General features: G+C 62.1%; 23 protein-coding genes. 7 read left to right on the top strand and 16 right to left on the bottom strand.

Annotated features, from left to right (window positions below; genetic code table 11):
• Positions 1 to 4 precede the first annotated feature (4 nt).
• The 3 genes from ACODTY_RS12420 to ACODTY_RS12410 all read left to right on the top strand — a co-directional run bounded on the left by ACODTY_RS12420 (position 5) and on the right by ACODTY_RS12410 (position 2,734).
• The gene (locus ACODTY_RS12420; protein ID WP_488994572.1) at positions 5 to 328 is read left to right on the top strand and encodes an ArsR/SmtB family transcription factor; all 324 of its coding nucleotides are present in this window, start codon (positions 5 to 7) and stop codon (positions 326 to 328) included.
• 51 nt (positions 329 to 379) lie between these two features.
• The gene (locus tag ACODTY_RS12415) at positions 380 to 2,272 is read left to right on the top strand and encodes an ABCB family ABC transporter ATP-binding protein/permease (RefSeq protein ID WP_488994571.1); all 1,893 of its coding nucleotides are present in this window, start codon (positions 380 to 382) and stop codon (positions 2,270 to 2,272) included.
• An 84-nt stretch (positions 2,273 to 2,356) separates the two neighbouring features.
• Complete coding sequence (locus ACODTY_RS12410; protein ID WP_488994570.1) at positions 2,357 to 2,734, top strand: YciI family protein; 378 nt, start codon at positions 2,357 to 2,359, stop codon at positions 2,732 to 2,734.
• A 6-nt stretch (positions 2,735 to 2,740) separates the two neighbouring features.
• Here the strand turns inward: ACODTY_RS12410 and chrA are convergent, their stop codons facing one another.
• Entirely contained in the window at positions 2,741 to 4,150 is a 1,410-nt protein-coding gene (gene chrA / locus ACODTY_RS12405; protein WP_488994569.1) for a chromate efflux transporter, read from the bottom strand.
• Between the two features lies 1 nt (position 4,151).
• Entirely contained in the window at positions 4,152 to 4,973 is an 822-nt protein-coding gene (locus tag ACODTY_RS12400) for a chromate resistance protein ChrB domain-containing protein (protein ID WP_488994568.1), read from the bottom strand.
• 206 nt (positions 4,974 to 5,179) lie between these two features.
• Between ACODTY_RS12400 and ACODTY_RS12395 the strand changes: the two genes are divergently transcribed.
• Both ACODTY_RS12395 and pssA read left to right on the top strand, forming a co-directional pair.
• On the top strand, positions 5,180 to 5,878 hold the full coding sequence (locus ACODTY_RS12395; protein ID WP_488994567.1) for a phosphatidylserine decarboxylase: 699 nt from the start codon (positions 5,180 to 5,182) through the stop codon (positions 5,876 to 5,878).
• An 8-nt stretch (positions 5,879 to 5,886) separates the two neighbouring features.
• A complete protein-coding gene (pssA, locus tag ACODTY_RS12390) occupies positions 5,887 to 6,711 on the top strand; it encodes a CDP-diacylglycerol--serine O-phosphatidyltransferase (RefSeq protein ID WP_488994566.1) in 825 nt (274 codons plus the stop codon).
• A gap of 95 nt (positions 6,712 to 6,806) precedes the next feature.
• Here pssA and ACODTY_RS12385 read toward each other — a convergent pair whose 3' ends face one another.
• The 3 genes from ACODTY_RS12385 to ACODTY_RS12375 form a co-directional block, all read right to left on the bottom strand.
• Positions 6,807 to 9,035, bottom strand: coding sequence for an AMP-binding protein (locus ACODTY_RS12385; RefSeq protein WP_488994565.1), 2,229 nt, complete (start codon positions 9,033 to 9,035; stop codon positions 6,807 to 6,809).
• Positions 9,036 to 9,297: 262 nt separating this feature from the next.
• A complete protein-coding gene (locus ACODTY_RS12380) occupies positions 9,298 to 10,200 on the bottom strand; it encodes a DMT family transporter (protein WP_488994564.1) in 903 nt (300 codons plus the stop codon).
• Between the two features lie 81 nt (positions 10,201 to 10,281).
• Complete coding sequence (locus ACODTY_RS12375) at positions 10,282 to 11,172, bottom strand: DMT family transporter (protein WP_488994563.1); 891 nt, start codon at positions 11,170 to 11,172, stop codon at positions 10,282 to 10,284.
• Between the two features lie 186 nt (positions 11,173 to 11,358).
• On the opposite strand from ACODTY_RS12375, the gene ACODTY_RS12370 reads away from it, so the two are divergent.
• A complete protein-coding gene (locus ACODTY_RS12370; protein WP_488994562.1) occupies positions 11,359 to 11,865 on the top strand; it encodes an OsmC family protein in 507 nt (168 codons plus the stop codon).
• A 29-nt stretch (positions 11,866 to 11,894) separates the two neighbouring features.
• Here ACODTY_RS12370 and ACODTY_RS12365 read toward each other — a convergent pair whose 3' ends face one another.
• The 3 genes from ACODTY_RS12365 to ACODTY_RS12355 all read right to left on the bottom strand — a co-directional run bounded on the left by ACODTY_RS12365 (position 11,895) and on the right by ACODTY_RS12355 (position 13,963).
• Entirely contained in the window at positions 11,895 to 12,125 is a 231-nt protein-coding gene (locus ACODTY_RS12365; protein WP_488994561.1) for a hypothetical protein, read from the bottom strand.
• Between the two features lie 183 nt (positions 12,126 to 12,308).
• Positions 12,309 to 12,935, bottom strand: coding sequence for a hypothetical protein (locus tag ACODTY_RS12360; RefSeq protein ID WP_488994560.1), 627 nt, complete (start codon positions 12,933 to 12,935; stop codon positions 12,309 to 12,311).
• Between the two features lie 266 nt (positions 12,936 to 13,201).
• On the bottom strand, positions 13,202 to 13,963 hold the full coding sequence (locus ACODTY_RS12355; protein WP_488994559.1) for an SDR family NAD(P)-dependent oxidoreductase: 762 nt from the start codon (positions 13,961 to 13,963) through the stop codon (positions 13,202 to 13,204).
• A gap of 167 nt (positions 13,964 to 14,130) precedes the next feature.
• Between ACODTY_RS12355 and ACODTY_RS12350 the strand changes: the two genes are divergently transcribed.
• Complete coding sequence (locus ACODTY_RS12350; RefSeq protein WP_488994558.1) at positions 14,131 to 14,535, top strand: DoxX family protein; 405 nt, start codon at positions 14,131 to 14,133, stop codon at positions 14,533 to 14,535.
• A gap of 27 nt (positions 14,536 to 14,562) precedes the next feature.
• Here the strand turns inward: ACODTY_RS12350 and purF are convergent, their stop codons facing one another.
• From purF to ACODTY_RS12310, 8 genes are all read right to left on the bottom strand, one after another.
• Positions 14,563 to 16,032, bottom strand: coding sequence for an amidophosphoribosyltransferase (purF, locus tag ACODTY_RS12345; RefSeq protein WP_488994557.1), 1,470 nt, complete (start codon positions 16,030 to 16,032; stop codon positions 14,563 to 14,565).
• Positions 16,033 to 16,109: 77 nt separating this feature from the next.
• Positions 16,110 to 16,769 carry a CvpA family protein gene (locus ACODTY_RS12340; RefSeq protein ID WP_488994607.1) on the bottom strand — a complete coding sequence of 220 codons (660 nt, stop codon included), beginning with the start codon at positions 16,767 to 16,769 and terminating at the stop codon, positions 16,110 to 16,112.
• Positions 16,770 to 16,796: 27 nt separating this feature from the next.
• Positions 16,797 to 18,212: a DNA repair protein RadA gene (gene radA / locus ACODTY_RS12335; RefSeq protein WP_488994556.1), complete on the bottom strand. Its 1,416-nt coding sequence runs from the start codon at positions 18,210 to 18,212 to the stop codon at positions 16,797 to 16,799.
• A 10-nt stretch (positions 18,213 to 18,222) separates the two neighbouring features.
• The gene (locus tag ACODTY_RS12330; RefSeq protein ID WP_488994555.1) at positions 18,223 to 18,699 is read right to left on the bottom strand and encodes a hypothetical protein; all 477 of its coding nucleotides are present in this window, start codon (positions 18,697 to 18,699) and stop codon (positions 18,223 to 18,225) included.
• Positions 18,696 to 20,186: a replicative DNA helicase gene (locus ACODTY_RS12325; RefSeq protein ID WP_488994554.1), complete on the bottom strand. Its 1,491-nt coding sequence runs from the start codon at positions 20,184 to 20,186 to the stop codon at positions 18,696 to 18,698. The genes ACODTY_RS12330 and ACODTY_RS12325 overlap by 4 nt, the downstream gene beginning before the upstream one ends.
• A gap of 193 nt (positions 20,187 to 20,379) precedes the next feature.
• Positions 20,380 to 21,345 (bottom strand): small ribosomal subunit Rsm22 family protein, encoded by a 966-nt coding sequence (locus tag ACODTY_RS12320; protein ID WP_488994553.1) that lies wholly within the window; start codon positions 21,343 to 21,345, stop codon positions 20,380 to 20,382.
• 3 nt (positions 21,346 to 21,348) lie between these two features.
• Positions 21,349 to 21,672, bottom strand: a complete 324-nt coding sequence (locus tag ACODTY_RS12315; protein ID WP_488994552.1) for a YnfA family protein — start codon at positions 21,670 to 21,672, stop codon at positions 21,349 to 21,351.
• A 75-nt stretch (positions 21,673 to 21,747) separates the two neighbouring features.
• Positions 21,748 to 23,067, bottom strand: coding sequence for a cyclopropane fatty acid synthase (locus tag ACODTY_RS12310; RefSeq protein WP_488994551.1), 1,320 nt, complete (start codon positions 23,065 to 23,067; stop codon positions 21,748 to 21,750).
• Positions 23,068 to 23,117: the final 50 nt, after the last annotated feature.

Genomic DNA, 23,117 nt, shown 5'->3' with positions numbered 1-23,117 from the left:
AACGATGAATATATCCCTCCAAGATGACACGGTGCGGTCCGCCTCGGCGGATGCAGCAGCACTTGCGGCCAAGCTGGCGGCGTTGGCGCACCCAGCACGGATCGAAATCCTGAGCCACCTCGCGGCGCACCGGTCGTGCTGTTGCGGCCAGGTGGTCAAGCGGCTCGACCTCGCGCAATCGACGGTGTCGCAGCACCTGAAGATACTGGTCGCGGCGGGGCTGGTCCGCTTCGAGGCGGACGGCCAGCGCTCGCGCTATGCCGTCAACAGGGAGGAGCTTGCCGCGATTTCTGGCGCGCTCGCGACCTTCACCAAGTCCTGCTGTTGAACGCAGCATCCATACCCCGCAAAGCGAACGCTTTTTGCAAGGCAAACAATAGTGGCTGACAAGACTGTTTCCGCCGATTCCGGCTCGACCCTCAAGACGCTGGTGAACCTCTGGCCCTACATGTGGCCGGCAGACCGCGCCGATCTCAAGGCGCGCGTCATCTGGGCTAGCGTACTTCTGGTCGCCGCCAAGCTGACGCTGGTGGCAGGGCCGTATTTCTTCAAATGGGCAACGGATGCGCTGGCCGGCGATGCCAAGTCTTCGCCGCCGCTGCCGGCCTTCCTGCTGGCGCCTGTCATGCTGGTCGTAGCTTACAACATCGTGCGCGTGGTGCAGCTTGCCTTTAACCAGTTGCGGGACGCGCTTTTTGCGCGCGTCGGCCAGCATGCCGTGCGCCAGCTTGCCTATCGCACCTTCGTCCACATGCATCAGTTATCGCTGCGCTTCCATCTCGAACGGCGCACCGGCGGGCTGTCACGCATCATCGAGCGCGGGACCAAGGGCATCGAGACCATCGTGCGCTTCACCGTGCTGAACACCTTGCCGACTGTGCTGGAGTTCGGCCTCACGGCTGGCATCTTCGCCACCGCCTATGGCTGGAAATACGTGGCCGTGGTCGCGGTGACGGTGTGGCTCTACACCTGGTTCACGGTCAGGGCGAGCGACTGGCGCATCGATATCCGCCGCGACATGAACGACAGCGACACCGACGCCAACACCAAGGCGATCGATTCCCTGCTCAACTTCGAAACGGTGAAATATTTCGGCAATGAGGTGATGGAGGCCGAGCGCTTCGACCGCTCGATGGCCCGCTACGAACTTGCCGCAACCCGCATCTGGACATCGCTCGGCTGGCTGAACTTTGGACAGGGCGTCATCTTCGGCATCGGCATGACCGTGGTGATGGCGATGTCGGCGCTCGAGGTGCAGGCCGGAACGCAGACCGTGGGCGATTTTGTCTTCATCAACGCCATGCTGATGCAGCTTTCCATTCCGCTTAACTTCATTGGCTTCATCTACCGCGAAATCCGCCAGGGCCTCACCGACATCGAACAGATGTTCGACCTGCTCGACGTGAAGCGGGAGGTGATCGACAAGCCGGGTGCTTCCGACCTGAAAGTCGGGGCGGGGCGGGTCCAATTCCGCGACGTCCATTTCGCCTATGAGGAAAACCGCAAGATCCTGAAGGGCGTGAGCTTCGAGGTGCCGGCGGGCAAGACGGTAGCCATCGTCGGCCCCTCGGGTGCCGGCAAATCGACGATCTCGCGGCTTCTGTTTCGCTTCTACGACATCCAGTCGGGCGCGGTTTTGATCGATGGCCAGGACATTCGCGACGTGACGCAGGAAAGCCTGCGCGCCGCCATCGGCATGGTGCCGCAGGATACCGTGCTGTTCAACGACACCATAGCCTACAACATCCGCTATGGGCGCACCGATGCTGACGAAGAAGACGTCCGCAAGGCTGCCGAACTGGCGCAGATCGGGCCATTCATCGAGCGCCTGCCGGACGGCTACCGTACCATGGTCGGCGAGCGCGGCCTGAAACTGTCGGGCGGTGAAAAGCAGCGCGTCGCGATTGCCCGCACAATCTTGAAAGCGCCGCCGATCCTTATCCTCGACGAGGCGACATCGGCGCTGGACAGCCATACCGAACAGGAAATCCAGGCAGCACTCGATCTGGTCAGCAAGGGGCGCACCACCATCGTGATCGCACACCGGCTTTCGACGGTTATCTCCGCCGACGAGATCATCGTCTTGAAGGACGGCCAGATCGCGGAGCGCGGCACCCATGCGGCGCTGATGCGCGAACATGGCCTTTACGCCTCGATGTGGGATCGCCAGCGCGAGGCGACCGAGGCCGAGGAGAAGCTGCGCATCGCCCGGGAAACCGACGAACTCGGCGTCATCGTCAGGCGGCGCACATCGGAGGTGTCGCAAGGCTGACCACTGGGGTTGGACGATGGCATGCGGAATACGGTAGTTTCCTGCTTGGGATCGGCTACAGGCTGAATGAGGAGGGCACACCCGATGTACTACGCAATCCTTGCCTACCACGTTGAAGAGATCGTCGAATCATGGTCGCCGGAAGAAGATGCGGCGCTGATGACGGAGCTTCACAAGATCCATGACCGGCTAACGCGCGCACGGACGCTTGGGCCGGCGGCGAGGTTGAATTCCACGCATGAAGCCTGCACGCTGCGCGGGCCGGGCGAAGGCATGGTGCTCGACGGACCGTTTGCCGAAACCAAGGAGCAACTTCTGGGCTTTTATGTCGTGGATTGCGAAACGCGCGATGCAGCGGTCGCGGCGGCGCGCGAGCTTCGCCGCGCCAACCCGACAGCCGTCTACGAAATCCGGCCGGTTGCACTTTATCTGCCCGGCGCTCCTCTTGATGCCGGGTCGTGACGAAGGTCAAATTCTTCCGCCGGCGATATAAAACAGCATGCCGGCAAGCGAGCAGGCGGCGAGCGTCGGGATCATTCTAGCGCCGAAGCGGAACGTCGCCAAAATTGCCGCCAGCGTCAGGATGACTGCAGGAACCTGTACTGACTGCCAGACGGGCACGTTCACCGCAAATCCATAGCCTTGCCATTTATCGACCTGGCCAAACAGAACGTGCAGCGCGAACCATATGGCAAGGTTCATGATGACGCCCACGACAGCGGCCGTGATGGCCGATAGGGCCCCGGTCAGCGCCTTGTTGCCGCGCAGCACCTCGATGAACGGGGCACCCAGGAAAATCCACAAGAAGCAGGGCGCGAACGTCACCCATGTCGTCAGTATGGCCGCAAGTGTTGCCGCCAGCATCGGGTCAAGCGCACCAGCATCGCGGTAGGCCCCCATGAAGCCGACAAACTGCACGACCTGGATCAGCGGTCCCGGCGTCGTTTCCGCCATGCCGAGGCCATCCAGCATTTCGCCCGGTTGCAGCCAGTGAAAATTCTCCACGGCTTGTTGCGCGACATAGACCAGCGCCGCATAGGCGCCGCCGAACGTCACCATCGCCATCTTGCTGAAGAAGACAGCGATCTGGCTGAACACATTGTCGGGCCCGAGAAAGACGAGCAGCAGGGCAACCGGCAGCAGCCACAAGGCCAGGAATATGGCGGATATCCTGAGCGACCAGCCCCAGTTGGGGCGTGCGTGGGCGGGCGTGTGCTCGCCCAGCGCCGAATCGGCGTCGGCCAGCACCTTGCCAACGCTCTTATGCCCACCGCCGATACGAAACAGGTGCGAACCCGCGCGTCCGCCGAGAAAGCCGATTAGCCCGGCCGCCAGGATGATCAACGGAAACGGTATTGCGAAGAAGAAGATCGCGACGAAGGCGGCGACCGCAATCGCAATCATCATCGGGTTCCTGAGCGCGCGCTGGCCGATGCGCACCACGGCCTGCAGGACGATCGCCAGCACCGCCGCCTTGAGGCCGAAGAACAGGCCTTCGACAATGCCGACATTACCGAAGGCGGCATAGATATAGCTGAGCGCCAGAATGGACAGGAAACCGGGCAGCACGAACAGTGTGCCGGCAACCAGACCGCCCTTTGTCTTGTGCAGCAGCCAGCCGATATAGATCGCCAACTGCTGCGCCTCGGGGCCGGGCAAAAGCATGCAGTAGTTCAGCGCATGCAGGAACCTGTTTTCGCCGATCCAGCGCTTTTCGTCGACCAGAATGCGGTGCATGACCGCGATCTGCCCGGCGGGTCCGCCGAAGCTCAATGCGGCGACGCGGACCCAGACTTTGAGGGCCTCCGAGAAGGCGATACCGTGCCCGCCCGAGGCGGGCCGATTGGAGGGAAGCGCCGATACGGAAATCTCGTTCATCTCACGCTCCCGGCTTCTTGGCTGTAGGCCAATTGTGCGTTTCCTCGGTGGCATCGCGACACCACCTGTAGAACGCGTCATAGAGCGTAAGACCGGCTGCAAGCTGTTCGAGGTCGTCCACATACATGCGCGACAAGCCGAGCGACGCGGCAAGCAGTCCAGGCGCTTCCGGCGCGAGGTCGAGCCTGGCCGTGTCGGCGCCGCGAACGATGGCGGCCAGCCGGAGCAAGGGTTCGGTGGCCAGCCCGAATTCCTCGACCATCACATCGAAGGTGCACAGTTCGCCGCGGTGGCTCCAGAAAACATCCTCCATGTCGAACGGCTCCGCCTCGAAGCGCTCGCCGACGGCGACGACTTCCGACGGTGCGACATAGAGAAACACCGCTTCCGGATCGACGAAGCGGCGAATGAGCCAGGGGCAGGCGATCCGGTCGATCTTGGGCCGGGCCCTCGTCACCCAGACAGTATGGCCTTCGCGGTTCCGTCTCGGCAGTTTGGCGAAGGGTACGGTCGGTAGCCCGGCCGAGATCCATGCTTCAAATCCGCCCTCAAGGGAATCAGAGGGAATGCCCCGATGGCGCAGCCAGGCCGCGGTGCCGTGGCTGAGCTTCAATCCTTTTTGGCAAATCACGATCGCCGAGCCCCCGGTGAACTGCGAGGACCAGTCGAGCACTTCGAGATGGCTGCGGCGCTGCGATCCAGGGATCAGCTTTGGATCAAGGGCGAAATCCTCATCGTTGCGCACGTCGATGAGTGCCGGGCAATGCGGCGTACCGACAAGGCGGGCAAGCTTTTCAACGGAAATGGTGGTTGGAGATGACATGACGCGTCCTTCCGGTTCTCGGGTTTCTGGACGCGATTCTTGGGCCGTAGCCTCATGGGGAGATCGCAATCCCCATGAGGCGATTCAATCACGCCGATGAGCGTTGTTGTCAAGCGAATGAGTCTTGTCGGTCCGATTGCCGCGTTGCGGCGCGGGGTCGTTTCCGCTAGACAGGCCGCACCTGAAACAGAGCCGGTCCCGACTCGATGCAACTTGCCGATACGATCCGAAACGTGTTCGTTCCGATCCATCGCGAAGGCTACCCGTTCATTGCCATATTCGCGGCGGTAACGCTTGTCGTCGGCTATTTCTCGTCGTTCCTGTTCTGGATCGGCCTGATCCTCACCGCCTGGTGCATCTACTTCTTCCGCGATCCCGAGCGCGTTACGCCTGTCGATGACAGGCTTGTGATCAGCCCTGCGGACGGCGTTGTCTCGGCCGTCGGCCCGGCCGTGCCGCCGCGCGAGCTTGGCCTTGGCGGCGAGGAAATGACGCGTATTTCGGTGTTCATGAACGTGTTTTCCTGCCATGTGAACCGCGCCCCCGTGCGTGGCCGCATCAGCCGCATCGAGCATCGTCCGGGTCAGTTCCTCAACGCCGAACTCGACAAGGCCAGTACCGAAAATGAGCGCAACGGCCTTGTCATCGACAGCCCCAACGGCACCGTGGCCGCCGTCCAGATCGCAGGTCTGGTCGCACGCCGCATCGTCTGCTGGGCCGAGAGCGGCACCGCGATTGCCATTGGCGAGCGCTTCGGCCTGATCCGCTTTGGCTCACGCGTTGACGTCTATTTGCCCGCTGGTGCCGTGCCGCGCGTCGCGATTGGTCAGACGGCGGTGGGTGGGGAGACGGTGATCGCCGAGTTTGGCGGCACGGCATCCGCGCCCCTTGTTCGCGTCTCGTAGTCGGTTCGATGGCACCTCCTTTCAAGAAATTCGAAGCACACGGCGCGGGCGGACCCCGCATTCGTGAAATACCGCTGCGCATGATGTTTCCCAACCTGGTCACGCTTCTGGCCGTCTGCGCCGGCCTGTCGGGCATCCGCTTCGGCTTCGAAGGCCGCTTTGAACCCGCAGTTGTCATGGTGTTGATCGCAGCGTTCCTCGACGGTGTCGATGGCCGGTTGGCGCGCTTGCTCAAGGCGACGTCCAAGTTCGGCGCGCAGATGGATTCGCTGGCCGACGTAATCAATTTCGGCGTCGCCCCGGCGCTGGTGCTTTATGCCTTCCTGCTCGATCGCGCCGGATCGCCGGGTTGGATCGCGGCGCTTCTGTTCGTGATTGCCTGCGGCATGCGGCTGGCGCGCTTCAACGTTTTGGAAGAAGACCACGACCGGCCTGCGTGGCAGAGCGAATATTTCGTAGGCGTGCCGGCTCCAGCCGGTGCGGTGGTGGTGATGCTGCCGCTTTACCTGGCCTTCCTCGGGCTTGAGCCGACGAGATACGCCGCCTTCATCGGTACCGCTTTCACCGTGATCATTGCCTTCCTGCTGGTCAGCCGGTTGCCGGTCTATTCGGGCAAGAGCCTGAAGATCCCCGGCGACCGCATGCTGCTCGTCATCCTCGCGGTGGTGCTCTACATCCTGCTTCTCGTGAGCTATCCCTGGTACACGCTGACCGCTTCGGTAGCCGTCTACCTGCTTTTCCTGCCCTTCAGCGTTCGCGCTTATTCGCGACGTGCCAAGAAGGAAGGGGAGGCCGAGCTGCCGCCGGACGTGGACGCACGCTCGTCGGAATAACCGGCCAACCCAAAAGCACGGACTTCCATATTTTAGCTGAATGAAAACAGGCTTCTGGCCCGGTTTTCCGATTCAAGATCTTAAAATCGTCGGGCCTATGCGGCGGCACTCAGTCCGAGATGTTCGAGCGCCATCCGGCGCGCCGATATGTAGTCGGTCTTGCCCGAACCAAGGACGGGGATTTCCTTGACCTTGATGATGTCGGCGGGCACGGCGAGTTCGGCAGCACCAGCCTTCTTGCCATATTGCCGCAAAGCTTCCGGACTGGCGTCGTTGGCGGTCGTCACCAGCACTATACGCTCGCCGCGCCGCTTGTCGGGCACCGAAACCGCCGCGTGGTGCTGTTCCGGCCACAGCGACTGAACCAGCATCTCGACGGCCCCGAGAGACACCATCTCGCCGGCCACCTTGGCGAAGCGCTTGGCGCGGCCGCTGATCGTGATGAAGCCTTCGCGGTCAACTGAAACGATGTCTCCGGTGTCGTGCCAGCTATCGGCAATGGGTTGCAGTTCGCCCGGCCGGTCGGCGGTCATGTAGCCCATCATCAGGTTCGGCCCGGTTATCCAGAGGCGCCCGCCTTCGGCGATGCCTTCCACCGGTTCAAGTTTCATGCGCGCGGCGGGCAATAGCCGCCCAACCGTGCCTTCTCGGCCATGAATGGCGGAGTTGACCGCAACCACCGGCGCGGCTTCGGTAAGGCCGTAGCCTTCGACGATTTCGGTCTGGAACCGCTCGCGCCAGACGCGGCGGGTTTCCGGCTTTACCGCTTCCGCACCGGCCACGACGAAGCGCAGGCTGGAGAAATCACCGTCCTTGGCATTACGCGCATAGTTGGCGAGGAAGGTGTCGGTGCCGAACATCACCGTTGGCCGCACCTTGCGGGCGATTTCGGGAATGATCTTGTAGTGCAGCGGCGACGGGTAGAGGAACAGCCTGATGCCCGCGACAAGAGGCAGGATGGTGCCGCCGGTAAGTCCGAACGAATGGAACACCGGCAAGACGTTGAGCAGCGTGTCCGCCGGCGAAACGCTGATGCGCGCCTCGGCCTGCATGGCGTTGGCGACGACATTGCGATTGGACAGCACGACAGCCTTGGGCGTTCCCTCGGAGCCGGAGGTAAACAGGATGACTGCCGGCTTCTTCGCGTCCTGAACATGGAGCGGCCTTTGCCACAAAACTGCCGCGGCAAGTTTCTCGAAGCCGGAAATTTCCGACCTTATGTCCTCCAGCCACAGAAGTTTCGCGCCGCCGGCCTCGATAGCCGCGACGATATCGGCGAGCCCGGCCTTTTCCACGAAGGCGCGCGAGGAAATGACGGTGTGGATCACCGCTGTCCGGATTGCGGCGGTGACGCTGGCCGGCCCGGCTGTATAGTTGATCATCGCCGCGACCTGTCCGGCGGAGGAAAGGCCGAGCAACGACAGCACGACACCGTTTGTATTGGGCAGCATGACACCGACCGGCTCGCCGGGCGCGCTGATCTGCATGAAGCGGCGTCCAAGGACGCGAGCGCCGATCAGAAGCTTGCGGTAGGTCAACGCACCGCTGACCACGTCCTCGACAATAGGATAGCTGGCGCCAACGCGATGCGCGGCGTCGCGGACGGCCTGGAACAGGCTTCGGTCTGGATTGGTGGCCGCAAAGCGCGCTTCGGCCACCCGGTCGAACAGCGCATTGGCCGAACTGCCTGAAGGGTCGGTCGTCTGCGCGAGCAACTCCGAAACCGACATCGGCTCCAGCACCGACATCGAAAGCGCGGGAAACCAACGGCGCGGTGCCTTGGCGGGCTCGGTCATGGAAAACGGCAGGTTGCGTGAGCCGCCAACGAAAATCGGTACGATGCGCGCATCCGATTGCAGGGCGATGCGGGAAATGGCGCGGTAGAGCCTGAACGACTTGACGTCAGGTTCGACGGCCTCAGGCAGATAAACGGCAAGCCGACCCTTGCCTTTCAGCACGCGCACCAGCCGGCGGCTGACAAACACATGTTCGGCGTTGAAGGCAATTGTGCGGGCAAGCTCGCGCCACGGCTCCAGCCAAGGCGACTTGGCGGATATAGGGTCGAGGATATGCAGTGTGTTGTCCGGCAAAAGGGAAAGCATCAAGGCCGGGTCGATGCGCGACTGGTGCGTTACCACATAGATCACCGGCGCATCGGCCTTGCGGGCCACTTTGATGCGGTCGTCGTCGATCCGGTAGGCGAGCTTGAAGGGAACGTAGAGAAGCGCCTGCGTGAGGCTGAGGCCAAGCCGCACTTTCTCGATTATGGCGATCAACAGCCAGGCGAACAGTACGCCAGCGAGCAACGCCAAGGTCAGGACCATGCGGACATCACTCCCTAAATGTGCGTGTCCGGCTCTTTCCGGCCGTTTCGGTGCAAAGCGTAACGAAAGTCAGGTCGGCGTCAACCAAAAGGATTAGACGTTTGAAAAGTCTCATATTTCCAGAATCGGCCCGGTCCGGCTGCGTCGAAAGAAAAAGCCGGCTTTGAGGCCGGCTTTCAAAGAGGACGGGCAGGGGTTTGGGGGACTTGGGGACGCCCGTCGCACCAACAATGCATCGGCGCGGGAAAGGTTCCGGAAAAAATCAGATTTCCGGCGAAAGCGCGATCGGTGTCCTGCGAGCGCTGCGCCAGTCAAAGCCGGCATGGGCAAACACGGCGGCAAGCACGATGGCGCCGCCGATGAAACTCGCGACAGGCGGTATCTCGGCGAGGAAGAGCCAGGCGAACAGGATCGCAAACGGCACCTCGGCCGAGCCGAGCAATCCGGCCTCGGCTGCCGGAATGAGCCGGGCACCTTCCGTCCACATGATCGAGGCAAGCGCGAACGATGCGCCGAAGGCGACGAGCAGATAGGCATCGCGCGTCGAAATCGCCAGCGGATCGGTGACGACCCAGCCAAGCGCGAACAGCATGAATGCCGAAACCGCGCCCGCCCAAACCACCGGCGTGTCTCGGAACTTGCGGATCAGCACCATGTAGAGTGCGCTTCCGAGCGTCATCAACAGCGCCAGCCCGTCGCCGAACGGCCGCCCCGCGCCGATGCCCGACGTGACCATCACCGCGACCCCCGTCAACGAGAGCGCAGCCGCCATCATCGTCAACCGGCGCGGATACTCGCGAACGAGCATCCAGCCGAACAGTGCGGCTACGAAGGGTGCCGTGGCGTAGATGATGGCAACATTGGCGACATAGGTGTTCTTGAAGGCGGCAATGAAGGCAACGCTGGCGGCGGCCCCGATGGCCGCCATGAGCCAGCCTCGCCAGCCGAGGCGCAAGGACGATCCGGGATTGTCCGAGCGCGCGCGCCGGTAAAGCACATAGGCGGTGACCAGCAGGCCGCCGACCAAACCGCGCCAGCAGTTGATGGTCAATGGATCGGCATGGATGGATTTGGTGAGCACGCCGGCAAGGCCGAACACGGCAGCCGAGCCGGCCACCAGGCATATGCCCAGTATGTGTTCGGCTGAGGCCCTGCCGTCATGCATCGCGTGTCGTCTCCTTGATTGTGCCGGAACCTATCGCACCCGTGCTGACACCCTTGTGTCAGGTGAGGTCCGGCATGACCATCAGCCTGCGGGCCTGCGGAACCGCTCGTTGGCGATGATGATCAGACCGGCGCTGACGATAAGCGCTGCGCCGATGAACACTTCGGTTCTCGGCACGTCGTTCCAGATGATGAAGCCAAGTGCGAAGGCCCATAGCAGCGACGTGTACTCGAACGGGGCGATGATGGAAGCCGCCGCTCGTTTCATGCCTTCGAACAACAGGAACTGTGCGCTGCCACCAAGCACGCCCACCGCGATCAGCAGCGCCAGGGCTGCCGGGTCCGGCGTGCGCCACAGATGCAGCAGCGGCACCCCGGCAATGACGAGAAAAAACGCGTTGTTGAGTACGAGCTGGATCAGCGTGCGCTCCTGCAATGCGATTTTGCGCAACAGGACGATGGCCAAGCCCCAAAAGAAGGCCGCGGTCAGCACAAGCAGAACCGGTACCGACAAACCGAGACGAGTGGGGTCGCAGGCGACAAACACGCCGGCGAAGCCCAGCAACACGGCTCCCCAGCGGATGAGGGGAACCGTTTCGCCAAGCAGGAAGACTGACAGCACGGTCACGATAATCGGAGCGGCGAAATAGATCGTCGTCAATTCGGCAAGCTGGAGATGTTTCGCGGCCGTATAGTAGCAAAGCCATGCTACAAGCGTCAGGAAACTACGCAGCAGCATGGCCTTGACGATCGGCGAGCGGGCCGATTGGCCATAGATTTTCGCACCGCCAATGATGCCACAGCCGACCAGCACCGTGACGCTGCGGAAAAACAGGATCTGCCAGACAGTGATTTCAGTGACGAGAAGCTTGATTGCTGCGTCCTGGCTGGAAAACAGCAGGTAGGCCATGCTGGTCAGCAAGATGCCGGCCAGCACGCTTTGACGCGACTCCAGAACGGCGACGTTGGTCATGCGATCTCCCGGCCATCATGTGCATTGCCGGGAAACCGGCTCGAACAGGCGTGGCCCAAGTTACACGAAGCACATGTATCGAACTGCTGTGCCAGCGCCGGACATGCTTTGGCTCAGCGCGATTCGACATTGCCGTGTCGATGAGATGCGATGCGTAGTATCGTGCCCCAAGGATAGGAATGAGCAATGGACGCCGCCGAACTGAAAGCCATGCAATCGCCGCTCAAGGACGCTTATCGCGAAGACCCTGCGCGGGCGATAATCACCTTGCGGGCCAAGGGCGCGCTCGACGACCAGTCCATTGCTTGCAAGGTGGAGACGGGCAGGGCGCTTGCCGTTGCGGGATTGCATCCGGCTACCGGTGGCTCGGGTCTCGAACTATGTTCGGGCGACATGCTGCTCGAAGCGCTGGTGGCCTGCGCGGGCGTAACGCTGAAAGCGGTCGCCACGGCTTTGGAGTTCCGTCTCGGCGCAGCAACCGTGGAGGCGGAGGGCGACCTCGATTTTCGCGGCACGCTGGGCGTCGCCAAGGATGCGCCGGTGGGCTTTCGCGCCATTCGGCTGGCGTTCCATCTCGACACCGACGAACCGCAGGAACGCATCGACGCGTTGCTGAAGCTGACCGAGCGCTATTGCGTGGTGTTCCAGACGTTGAACACCAAGCCGCAACTCTCAGTCAGCGCCGAGCGCTGATGTCACTTGAGCGGAATTTGTGGTCCGGCCTACTGGGCAGGCTCCGCCGCTGACGGCTCGTCATCGCCGAGATCGTCGGTATAGGGCGAAGCGCCCGGAATGCACTGGACTGACCAGCCTGCCGGAGCGGGCTGCTTCTGGTATTCGGTGATTGCACCGGTGCACTGGTCGTGGGTGTCGAAAGCGGTCGGCAACACGACCATGCCGCCTTGTGGCCCGGCCACCACCATGTACCAGACCATAGCTACTGTCGCAGACATCAAAATTCTCGCTTTGCATTCCGGCCGGAGCAGTCGTTTGGCTGTCCGGATGACGTTTTTCCGAACGCACAGGCGGCAGGCCCGGCGCTGGTGAAAAGGGCAAGCCGGAGATCGGCCCGCCCGTTCAAAGGTCTGGAATGCAATCATGGCCGCGCCGTGGCAGGCGCGGCTTTGTACAAGGTACTAGTTGGCTGCGAAGCAGTAGAAAAGGCCATCGCCGCCGGTGCCTTTGAGGGCTTCCTGGCTGCAGCCACCGCGCGAGCCGTGCGAGGAGTTCCAGGACTTGGCCGCTGCCGAATCATCAAGGCCCGTGCGGTCGGAGTGCCCCATCAGCGCCACGCCTTCCGCGCCGCTCAAGGTCCAGTCGCCGCAGGTCTTGTCGGCTACCTTTGTCCCGTCCGGATTGGAGCCGGTCAGGATGTCGTGGCGGTTGGGCGTGTCGCCGCGCCCATTGATGACTTCGCCCTTTTCGTTGAGCGCCGTCTGCTTGGTCAGGTTGTTGGCGTCGCCATGCAGCGAAGCGACGTCGTCGGCGATCTTTTCGCCCTTGGCGTTGAACCACGGGCCGCTGCCGATGCGGTCGCGGGCGTCGGCGTCTTTCGTGGAGAGATAGGCGTGCCATGTCTTGCCGGTTACGCCGGCGGCTTCGGCGAGCGAGGCGCAATGTGCATCAGCGCCGGCAAGGCCGCCAAGATCAGCACCTTTGCCGGAGCCGACACTGGTGACGAAGAAACTCATCGAGGTGTCCTGGGCGAATGCCGCGCCACCGGCAGCAAGGGTCAGGGCAGTCACGAGCAGCAGTTTTCGCATGATGGTTGTCCTCCAGCTTGTTGACGGTCGTTACCTGCTGGAAAACGATAGGAGGTGGCAAAATCGTCCACCAATCACGACTTCGTGTGACGGCAGATGAGATTTTTGCCGGGACCGATCATTGAGGGTTTGTAGAGATTCGGGTCAGGGCGGGCCGAAAATGGTGGTTTGCGAGCACCGGAGCGGAATGTACGTGGGGTACATGAGCACCGGAAGCGCAGGAAACCGCTATTTGCAGGCCGCCATCACCCGAATATCGAGATACTCTATTCCGGCATGCGGTAGGCGACCCACCGGTCATGCTTGGCCTGGTAGATCATGCCGGTTTCGGTCAGCGACGGACTGGCGAGATTGACGATGCGGGCCGCGATTTCGGAAGGGTGCGGCAGGGTCATCGGGTTTTCACCCGGCACGGCCTGCGCGCGCATGGCGGTGCGCGTCGCGCCCGGATCGACCGAGTTCACACGCAGCGGCATGTTGCGGGTTTCGTCGGCCCAGGAGCGCCCCAGCGCCTCGACCGCTGCCTTGGAAGCGGCATAAGGCCCCCAGAAGGCGCGCGCCGAATGGGCGGCACCTGATGAAATGAGAATTGCGCGGCCGGCATCGGACATGCGCAGCAGCGGATCGACCGAGCGGATCAAGCGCCACGTCGAGGTCACGTTGATGGTCATGACCTTGTCGAAGGTCTTGGCTTCGACATGGCCGAGCGGTGAGATGGTGCCCAGCACACCCGCATTGGCGACCAGAATGTCGAGCTTGCCCCAGCGCTCGTGGATCGCGCCGCCGAGCCGGTCGATGCCATCCATGTCGGCAAGGTCGAGCGGAACAAGCGTCGCTTCACCCTTGCCGGTCTTTCTGTTTTCGACCTTGATCTCGTCGTCCAGCTCTTCCAGCCCGCCGACCGTTCGTGCGACTGCAATGACGTGCGCGCCTGCTGCGGCCAGATGTTTGGCGATGAAATAGCCGATGCCGCGCGAAGCGCCGGTAACGACGGCGGTGCGGCCGGTGAGATCAAGGGCAGAGGTCATCGTTGTTTCCACTTTAAGCGTGCGCATCAGATAAGATGAATCCGCCCAAGAAGGAACCCTGTGGCGGGTGATCCATTTTGCCCCAGTCCAGCGAAAACTGACGCACGGATGTCGGGACGGGCAGCGCTGGTCCGTCCTAGGGCCAGACCAAGTTGGAGAATGGATCTATGAGCAGAACCGTCGCAATCCTGATCGCAAGGCTGATTTTCGCCGGCATCTTCGCCATGGCCGCCACTTTCAAGTTCGCCGGCATGGCCGATACGGCCGCCTACATTGCTGCCGCCGGCTTTCCATTCCCGCTGTTGCTGGCATGGCTGGCGGCGATCTTTGAAGTGGCGCTTGTGTTGGCCTTTCTGACCGGCGCGTTCTTTTCAGAGGCGGCACTTCTGGCCGGGGCCTACGTGATATTCCTGGCTTTCGCCTTCCACGGCCCGTCGCGCTGGGAAGGCAACCAGGCCGAATTCGGCTTCTTCGTCGACCACTTCACCTTCCTGGCCGGACTGCTCTATGCAGCCGCGCATGGTCCCGGCGACAAACTGGCGATGCAGCACGGCCTGATCTGGCGAAGGTAGAGACAAAAATCCGGCTGGTCGAACCGACTACGATCCGCTTGCCGCCAGCAGCGAAAGGGTCCGCACATTGTCGGAGCCTTCAAAGTCGGCCAGACGAGTCGGGTATTCGCCCGTAAAGCATGCGTCGCAGAACTGCGGCTGCTCATTGTTGCGGTTTGCCTCGCCAACGGCGCGGTAAAGCCCTTCGATGGTGAGGAAGCCGAGCGAATCGACGCGAATGAAATCGGCCATTTCCTCGACCGACATGCGCGACGCCAAGAGTTTCGATTTTTCCGGCGTATCGACGCCGTAGAAGCAGGATGCGCGCGTGGGCGGGGAGGCGATGCGCATATGCACTTCCTTGGCGCCCGCATCGCGCACCATCTGCACGATCTTCTGGCTGGTGGTGCCGCGCACGATGGAATCGTCGACCAGCACCACGCGCTTGCCTTCGATCATCCGGCGATTGGCGTTGTGTTTCAGCTTCACGCCCATATGGCGAATGGAATCGCCCGGCGAAATGAAGGTGCGTCCGACATAGTGGTTGCGGATGATGCCGAGTTCAAACGGCATGTTGGCTTCCTGCGAAAAGCCGATGGCAGCCGGCGTGCCGGAATCGGGCACAGGAACGACAAGGTCCGCTTCCACCGGGTTTTCACGGGCAAGTTCAGCGCCGATGCGCTTGCGCACTTCATAGACGTTGCGGCCTTCGACAGAGGAGTCCGGGCGCGCGAAATAGACATATTCGAAGATGCAGAAACGCGTCTTTTGCGGCTCGAAGGGGAACAGGCTTTCGACGCCCTTTGACGTCACCACCACCATTTCGCCGGGCTTCACGTCACGCACGAAGCGCGCGCCGATGATGTCGAGCGCGCAGGTTTCGGAGGCGAGGATCCACGCGCCGTCGAGGTCGCCAAGGACCAGCGGGCGGATACCCAGTGGATCGCGGCAGCCAATCATCTTCTTCGATGACAGCGCAACAAGCGAGAACGCGCCTTCGATCTGGCGCACGGCATCGATGAAGCGGGCGTTGAGATCGCGTTCCTTGCTGGTCGCCACCAGATGCAGGATGGTCTCGGTGTCCGAGGTGGACGAGAAGATCGAACCCTGCTTTTGCAGCACGCGCTGCACGGTCATGGCGTTGGTGAGATTGCCGTTGTGGGCGATGGCAAAACCGCCATCCGCAAGCTCGGCGAAGAAGGGCTGGATGTTGCGCATGCCCGCGCCGCCGGTGGTGGCATAGCGGGTGTGGCCGATGGCGCGGTTACCCTGCAGGCTGTCGATGACGCGCTGCTTGGTGAAGGTGTCGCCGATCAGGCCGACATGGCGCTCGACGTGGAACTGGCTGCCGTCATAGGAAACGATGCCGGCTGCTTCCTGGCCGCGGTGCTGAAGCGCATGAAGGCCAAGCGTGACGATTGCCGCGGCATCCTGCCGACCGAAAATGCCGAACACGCCGCATTCGTCGTGGAAATGGTCATCGGCCTCGGCTGAGAGAACGCCTTGTTCGTCTGCCATCAAGCTCAAGCTCCGCTAAAGCCGCCATATAGTCTCATGACGGCGATAGAGCAATGGGAGTCCGTCTAACGGCGACCTTAGTTGTTGGTCGCCGGGGCTTCTTCATCCGGCGGCACGTCGGCGCCGTCTTCCGGTGCGGCCGCGCCGTCACCGTCAACTGCAGGAGCTTCCGTGCCGGGTGTTTCGGCAGCGGGCGGTGCGGCAGTTCCGCTTTCGGGCGTCTGCTGGCCTTGATTGAGGCGCTTCAAGATGGCGTTTTCAGGGTCTTCCGGCAGCAGGCTTTCAAGCTTTGCGCCGACCGATTCCAGAAGCGGCCGCGACTTTGCAGCTTCGATCCATGCGGGAGCCTTGTCGCCGGCCAGCCAGTTGAAGAACAAGAGGCCGACAGCGACCACGAGGATGCCGCGCGCCGCGCCGTAAAGAAAACCAAGCGTGCGGTCGAGCGCACCGATGCGCGAATCGATGATGAAATCGGCGATCTTCATCGTGATCACCGTGACAACGATCAGCGCGATGATGAAAACGATGCCGGCGGCAGCCGCCATGGCGATCTTGTCATTGTCGATATAGGGCTGAACGTAGGGCAGTACGGGCTTGTAGAAGAAGAAGGCCGCTGCCGCCGAAGCTGCCCAGGAAGCGATAGACAGAACCTCGCGCGAAAAACCGCGAACCATCGCCAGCATCGCCGAAACCAGCGTGAAGCCGACGAGAATTCCGTCAAGCAGCGTAATCGGCATGGTCATCGCCCCACTTCATGAGCCGCATCATTCGTCTTCGTTGGCGCGGCTGCGGCGGGAGCCGGCGATGCGCGCCACCAGGTCGGCAAGCTCGGTTGGTCGAAACGCACCGGCCCCAATCCCTCCGGTGATTTCCTCGCTGCCCTTTGAGCTTGCCAAGGGCAGGACCGCGCTTCCAAAACCCAACTTTTCGGCTTCCTTAAGACGCTGCTGCGCATGCGCAACCGGCCTTATTGCACCCGAAAGGCTGATTTCGCCGAAATAGACGCAATCCGCGGGAAGGGCAAGGCCGGTGAGCGATGAAACCAGGGCAGCGGCCACGGCGAGGTCGGCGGCAGGTTCGGAAATCCGGTAGCCGCCGGCGACGTTGAGATAGACGTCGTGCTGCGAAAAACGCACGCCGCAATGCGCTTCCAGTACGGCCAGGACCATGGAAAGCCGCGCGCCGTCCCAGCCGACCACGGCGCGTCGTGGCGTGCCTAGAGAGGAGGGCGCGACCAGCGCCTGGATTTCGACAAGCACCGGACGAGTGCCTTCCATGCCGGCAAAGACCGCAGCGCCGGGCGATTTGGCATGTCGCTCGCCGAGGAACAGCTCGGACGGGTTGGCCACTTCGCGCAGGCCCTTGTCCGACATCTCAAACACGCCGATCTCGTCGGTCGGGCCGAAGCGGTTCTTTACCGTGCGCAGGATGCGGTAGTGGTGGCCGCCTTCGCCTTCGAAATAGAGCACACCGTCGACCATGTGCTCGACCACGCGCGGACCGGCGATCTGACCTTCCTTGGTGACATGGCCGACCAGAACGATGGCCGCGCCCGTCGATTTGGCATAGCGGATCATCGCCTGCGCCGCTGCGCGGACCTGCGTGACGGTGCCGGGAGCCGATTCGGCAAGGTCGGTCCACAAGGTCTGGATCGAATCGAGGATGACGAGGTCGGGCCGCTTGCCGTCGGCTATGGTGGCGAGGATGTCCTCGACATTGGTTTCGGCGGCTAGCTCGACTGAGGTATTGGCGACGCCGAGGCGCTGGGCGCGCAACCTGATCTGGGCGACGGCTTCTTCGCCCGACACATAGACGATGCGATGGCCGCGATTGGCCAAAGCCGCTGCCGCCTGCGTTAGAAGCGTCGATTTGCCGATGCCGGGGTCGCCGCCGACCAGAAGTGCGGAGCCGCGCACGAAGCCGCCGCCGGTGGCGCGGTCCAATTCACCTATGCCCGAGACGATGCGCGGCGCATCCTCAATCTCGCCGGACAGCGTGGTGAGCATGACGGCGCGGCCTTTGCGGGCATTTTTCGCCGATGCCGGCCCGGAGCCGATGCCGCCGCTGGTGCCTTCCTCGACGAGCGTGTTCCACTCGCCGCAGCCATCGCACTTGCCGGCCCAGCGCTGATGCACCGAACCGCAGTTCTGGCAGATGAATTGAACGCGGGACTTGGCCATCAGGGCTGGACTACAAACCTAAAATCCGAAATGCCTTTTCGGCCTCTGTTTTCAGCACAAAACCACGCGTGACGTCGTCAAAATCGGCGAGTATCCCACTGTAAAAATAACCTTCCCGGCTAGGTACAAACTCGGCCGGCCACAGGTTGACTTCTCGTTCTTTGCACATCTCCCCGAATGTCATATGCCATTTTTTGCCGTTCCAGCCTGCGTCACGACTGAGCTCCTCTGATGAATGTCCAGGATTGTCGAGCAAAGCTGAGACTGCTCGCTTCTCTCCTTCTTTCAGAGGAGAAATTTTGAATGCATCCACAATTCTTTCAGTGGGGTTCTTGTTAGCTTCGATCTGGCCAATTGCATCGAGAATTGCCCTCGCATCGGAGCTACGGGAAGGATCGTTTAGCAAACGCCGCGCGTTCTCTTTGATCGTCGCTATAGACGCTGCGTCTTTCGATTCCAATTTGTTAAAAAACTCAGGTTTGTTCACTCGAACCTCTCCGGCAGATGGCTGTCCTCGGCAAGGTCGAAGAATCGGGTAAATTCGCCCTGGAAGCCGAGGCTGATCGTGCCCGTAGGGCCATGTCGCTGCTTGGCGATAATGACTTCGGCCTTGCCGCGGGCTTCGTTCATCTCGTTTTCCCATTGCACATATTCGGGCGTGCCGAGCTTGGGTTCCTTGTTCTTGAGATAGTATTCCTCGCGGAACACGAACATCACCACGTCGGCGTCCTGCTCGATCGAACCGGATTCACGCAGGTCCGAGAGCTGCGGGCGCTTGTCGTCGCGGCTTTCGACCTGACGCGAGAGCTGTGACAGGGCGATGATCGGCACCCCCAGTTCCTTGGCCAAGGCCTTGAGGCCGGTAGTGATCTCGGTCACCTCCTGCACGCGGCCCTGGCTCGCCTTGGCGGACGAGCCCTGCATGAGTTGGATATAGTCGATGACGATGACGTCGAGGCCGCGCTGGCGCTTCAACCGCCGGGCCCGCGCCGCGAGCTGTGCGATCGAGATGCCGCCGGTCTGGTCGATGAACAGCGGCAGTTTCTGCATCGTCTGCGAGCAAGCCACGAGCTTTTCGAAATCCAGTTCGCTGATTTCGCCACGCCGGATTTTCGATGACGGAATTTCCGTCTGCTCGGAAATGATACGGGTTGCGAGCTGTTCCGACGACATTTCCAGCGAGAAGAAGCCGACCACGCCGCCATTGGCAGCCTTGAACGAGCCGTCCGCCTGCTGGGCCGGCACATAGGCCTCTGCGATGTTGAAGGCGATGTTGGTGGCGAGCGACGTCTTGCCCATGCCTGGGCGGCCGGCCAGCACGATCAGGTCGGAAGACTGCAGGCCGCCCATGCGGCGGTCGAGGTCGCGCAGGCCGGTGGCGACGCCTGACAGGCCGCCGTCGCGCATATAAGCGGCGTTGGCCATGTCGACGGCAGTCTTGACCGCGTCGGTGAAGCTTTCGAAGCCGCCGTCATAGCGCCCGGTTTCGGCCAGCTCGAACAGCCGCCGCTCGGCGTCCTCGATCTGGTCCGACGGCGACATGTCGACGGGCGCGTCATAGGCGATGTTGACCATGTCCTCGCCAACCGTGATCAGCGCGCGGCGCGTGGCGAGATCATAGATAGCGCGGCCATAATCGGCGGCATTGATGACGGTGACGGCCTCGGCGGCGAGGCGCGCGAGATAGTGCGCCACCGTCATGTCGCCGACTTTCTCGTCAGCCGGCAGGAAGGTCTTGATCGTCACCGGGTTGGCCATCTTGCCCATGCGGATCAATTCGGCCGAAACCTCGAAGATCTTGCGGTGCAGCGGTTCGTAGAAATGCGAGGCCTTGAGGAAGTCCGAAACGCGGTAGAAGGCATCGTTGTTGACGAGGATGGCGCCGAGCAGCGCCTGCTCGGCCTCGATGTTGTTCGGCGCCTCGCGATAGAGCGGTTGCTCCGGCACTCCGAACTTGCGCGCTGCCTCAGCCATGATTCCCTCTGATTACAATCAGGCTCCTCGATATCAGAACGACGAAAAGGGGTGCTGACATATCTGCATCACAACCAGCTGAATGACCTTTCGTGCCCGCGATTCACAGCCAGATGGCTCCGGTGGAAAGAATCCGCATTGACTCGAATCGAGGCTAGGGTTCGCAAGAACAAAACAGGAATATATTGCTGCGTCAATCGATGAGTGTATCGCCCCAGTCAGCGCGGCGTGCCCGCTTGAAGGTATCGCCGTCGCGCTTGGTGAACAGGCGTTGGCTTGCCCGCCCATCCGTTTTGCAAAGTTTGAGGTCCACCTTGCCGGAACCTGCCTTGGGCGGCGCAAGCACGCGTGGCCCTATCGGAGCAAGCTTGTCGCGTGTTGCGGCGAGATAGATGAATTTCTCGTCCTCCCACGGCACCTCGGCATCCTTGGCCAGCCTGTGCAGCCGCGAGCGCGCCACCCGCCGTGCGAAATGGCACCAGTCAGGCGCAACAAGCGGGCAGGGCTGCTGGTGCGGGCAAGGGGCGAGCACATGCGCACCGACATCGATCAATTGGCTGCGCGCCGCCAGGATCCGTTGCCATCCGGCGGGTGTGCCGGGTTCGACCAGCAGCAACGTATCGGTGCTCAACTGCCAGAGCTTCTCGATCAGGCTCGGCAGCGAAGAGGGCACGATCTCGTCCAGCACATAAGCGGCTGTGACCAATTCGGCAGGCTGCAATTCGGCTAGGTCGATGGTCGCATCGCCGCTTTTCCAGTCCACGGGCAGTGTGAGTTCTCCAGCCAGCCTTTCGCCGATGCGCCGGGCGGCGGCACTTGCCTCCAGCAGCGTCGCGCGCTGCAACTGCGGCCATGCGTCGGCAACCGCCCAAAGCACGGTTCCGGGGCCGGCGCCGATGTCGAGCAGGCTTGCCGGCGTCCAGTCAGCCCTTGCTTCGTCAATGGCGTCAAGGCTGGCGCGCACGGCTGCGTAGGTCGCGGGCAGGCGGGTTGCGAGATAGGCCTTGACCGACAGGTCCGCGGCCATGTGAAGGCGACCGTCGCGGGTTTCCGCGCGATAGCGCTCCGACAGCGTCTTGGCCGCCGCCTTCAGGTCGGCAAGCGGCGTGTTTTCAAGCAGCTCATCGACGGCTTGCCGAAGCTGCGCAGGCAGTTCCAAGGGCTAGGCCCCGCGCGGTGCGAAAAGTATCACGGAAGCGCCTGCGAGGCACACCATTGCGCCGATCAGATCCCACCGGTCCGGCCGAATACCTTCGGCCAGCCACAGCCAGCAAAGCGAAGCGGCTATGTAGATGCCGCCATAGGCCGCATAGGTGCGGCCCGCCGCATCGCTGTCCACAAGCGTCAGGAACCATGCGAACAGGATGAGCGAGGCGATGCCGGGCACCAACCACAGCGCCGACTTGTCCAGCCGCCACCATGCCCAGAACGCGAAGCATCCGGCGATCTCGGCAAGTGCGGCGGCAGTGTAGAGAACATAGGTCATGGCGGGCTCCGGCGGCAACCTCACCCTATTCGCCGCAATCCGCACTGTTTACAAGCGGCGAGCCTTGCCGCCGGCTTATTTTCCGTCGGAAACCCTGCGGTTACGGCTGGCTCCGGGTTTCGACTTGGACCCGTTTGCCGGCTTGTCCTGCGCAACCGGCTTGCCATGCGCCATCTCGTGCATCTCCAGCGTCTTTTCACATTTGGAGATGTAGTCGCGCGTCATTGGCAGCACGTCGTTCTTGCGCGTCAACTGGACCTGGAAATTGACCAGGTCCTGCCACCGGAACGAGGCTTCCGATCCGCAAAGATAGAACTCCCACATGCGGCAGAACCGTTCGTCGTAGATTTCCTTGACCTTGTCGCGGTTGGCCAGGAACCGTTCGCGCCAGTGCTTCAGCGTCTCGGCGTAGTGCAGGCGCAGGATTTCGATGTCGGTTACAGCAAGCCCCGATTTTTCGATGGCCGGCATCATTTCCGAGAGCGCTGGAATGTAGCCGCCCGGGAAAATGTGCTTGCGAATGAAGGCGTTGGTGGTTGTCGGCGGCGCGGTGCGGCCAATGGTGTGCAGGAGCATCACCCCGTCCGGCTTCAAAAGGGTCGCGCATTTGTCGAAGAAGGTCTGGTACTGGTTGATGCCGACATGCTCGAACATGCCGACGGAGACGATGCGGTCGAATCGCTCGGACAAATCGCGATAGTCGCGGATTTCGAAGTGCACATGGCGGTCGAGCCCCGCCGCCTGTGCCCGTTCCGTCGCCACCTGATGCTGCTCGTGGGAGAGCGTGACGCCGAGCACCTCGGTTTCGAAGGTCTTGGCGATGTAGAGCCCCAGCCCGCCCCAGCCGCAGCCGATGTCCAGCACGCTCTGGCCGGGCTTGATGCGCAGTTTCGCGGCGATATGGCGCTTCTTGGCCAGTTGCGCCTCTTCCAGCGTCATGTCCGGCCGCTCGAAATAGGCGCAGGAATACTGCATGTCGTCGTCGAGGAAGAGTTTGTAGAGCGCGCCCGAAAGGTCGTAGTGGTGCTCGACGTTTTTCTTCGAGCGCCGGGTCGTGTTGAGCTGTTGCAGCGGCCGAAACGCCAGCCGCGCCGAATTAAGCAGCTTGCCCCAGCTTGAATCGGTCCACGATATGCCGAGGTTCTTGTAGATCAGGTGAAGGAAGCTCAATACGTCGCCTTCGACGAAGTCGAGTTCCTGTTCCATGAAGGCTTCGGGGATGGCAAGCGACGGGTGCAGCGCAATCGCACGCTCGGCTCGCTTGGTGTGGATGACCATGTGCACCTTGTCGCCGGTGCCGTCGCCATAGGTTCTGGTGGCGCCGTTCGGTCCTGTGACCGTCAGATTGCCGGTGTGGATGGCCTTGTCGATAATCCGTTGCAAAAAAATATTCATTGCTCGCCCTCGATCAGACAGCGCTCATTCTGATCTTGCTAAAAAGCGAA

The sequence above is a fragment of the Mesorhizobium sp. FG116 genome, from assembly GCF_057809835.1.
The sequence above is the reverse complement of the archived record's forward strand: the minus strand, read 5'-3'. Positions and strand labels throughout refer to the sequence as shown.

Coding starts and splice junctions, on each gene's coding strand:
- ACODTY_RS12420 (WP_488994572.1), top strand. CDS start 5: ATGAATATATCCCTCCAAGATGACACGGTGCGGTCCGCCTCGGCGGAT.
- ACODTY_RS12410 (WP_488994570.1), top strand. CDS start 2,357: ATGTACTACGCAATCCTTGCCTACCACGTTGAAGAGATCGTCGAATCA.
- chrA (WP_488994569.1), bottom strand. CDS start 4,150: ATGAACGAGATTTCCGTATCGGCGCTTCCCTCCAATCGGCCCGCCTCG.
- ACODTY_RS12400 (WP_488994568.1), bottom strand. CDS start 4,973: ATGTCATCTCCAACCACCATTTCCGTTGAAAAGCTTGCCCGCCTTGTC.
- ACODTY_RS12395 (WP_488994567.1), top strand. CDS start 5,180: ATGCAACTTGCCGATACGATCCGAAACGTGTTCGTTCCGATCCATCGC.
- pssA (WP_488994566.1), top strand. CDS start 5,887: ATGGCACCTCCTTTCAAGAAATTCGAAGCACACGGCGCGGGCGGACCC.
- ACODTY_RS12385 (WP_488994565.1), bottom strand. CDS start 9,035: ATGGTCCTGACCTTGGCGTTGCTCGCTGGCGTACTGTTCGCCTGGCTG.
- ACODTY_RS12380 (WP_488994564.1), bottom strand. CDS start 10,200: ATGCATGACGGCAGGGCCTCAGCCGAACACATACTGGGCATATGCCTG.
- ACODTY_RS12375 (WP_488994563.1), bottom strand. CDS start 11,172: ATGACCAACGTCGCCGTTCTGGAGTCGCGTCAAAGCGTGCTGGCCGGC.
- ACODTY_RS12370 (WP_488994562.1), top strand. CDS start 11,359: ATGGACGCCGCCGAACTGAAAGCCATGCAATCGCCGCTCAAGGACGCT.
- ACODTY_RS12365 (WP_488994561.1), bottom strand. CDS start 12,125: ATGTCTGCGACAGTAGCTATGGTCTGGTACATGGTGGTGGCCGGGCCA.
- ACODTY_RS12360 (WP_488994560.1), bottom strand. CDS start 12,935: ATGCGAAAACTGCTGCTCGTGACTGCCCTGACCCTTGCTGCCGGTGGC.
- ACODTY_RS12355 (WP_488994559.1), bottom strand. CDS start 13,963: ATGACCTCTGCCCTTGATCTCACCGGCCGCACCGCCGTCGTTACCGGC.
- ACODTY_RS12350 (WP_488994558.1), top strand. CDS start 14,131: ATGAGCAGAACCGTCGCAATCCTGATCGCAAGGCTGATTTTCGCCGGC.
- purF (WP_488994557.1), bottom strand. CDS start 16,032: ATGGCAGACGAACAAGGCGTTCTCTCAGCCGAGGCCGATGACCATTTC.
- ACODTY_RS12340 (WP_488994607.1), bottom strand. CDS start 16,769: ATGCCGATTACGCTGCTTGACGGAATTCTCGTCGGCTTCACGCTGGTT.
- radA (WP_488994556.1), bottom strand. CDS start 18,212: ATGGCCAAGTCCCGCGTTCAATTCATCTGCCAGAACTGCGGTTCGGTG.
- ACODTY_RS12325 (WP_488994554.1), bottom strand. CDS start 20,186: ATGGCTGAGGCAGCGCGCAAGTTCGGAGTGCCGGAGCAACCGCTCTAT.
- ACODTY_RS12315 (WP_488994552.1), bottom strand. CDS start 21,672: ATGACCTATGTTCTCTACACTGCCGCCGCACTTGCCGAGATCGCCGGA.
- ACODTY_RS12310 (WP_488994551.1), bottom strand. CDS start 23,067: ATGAATATTTTTTTGCAACGGATTATCGACAAGGCCATCCACACCGGC.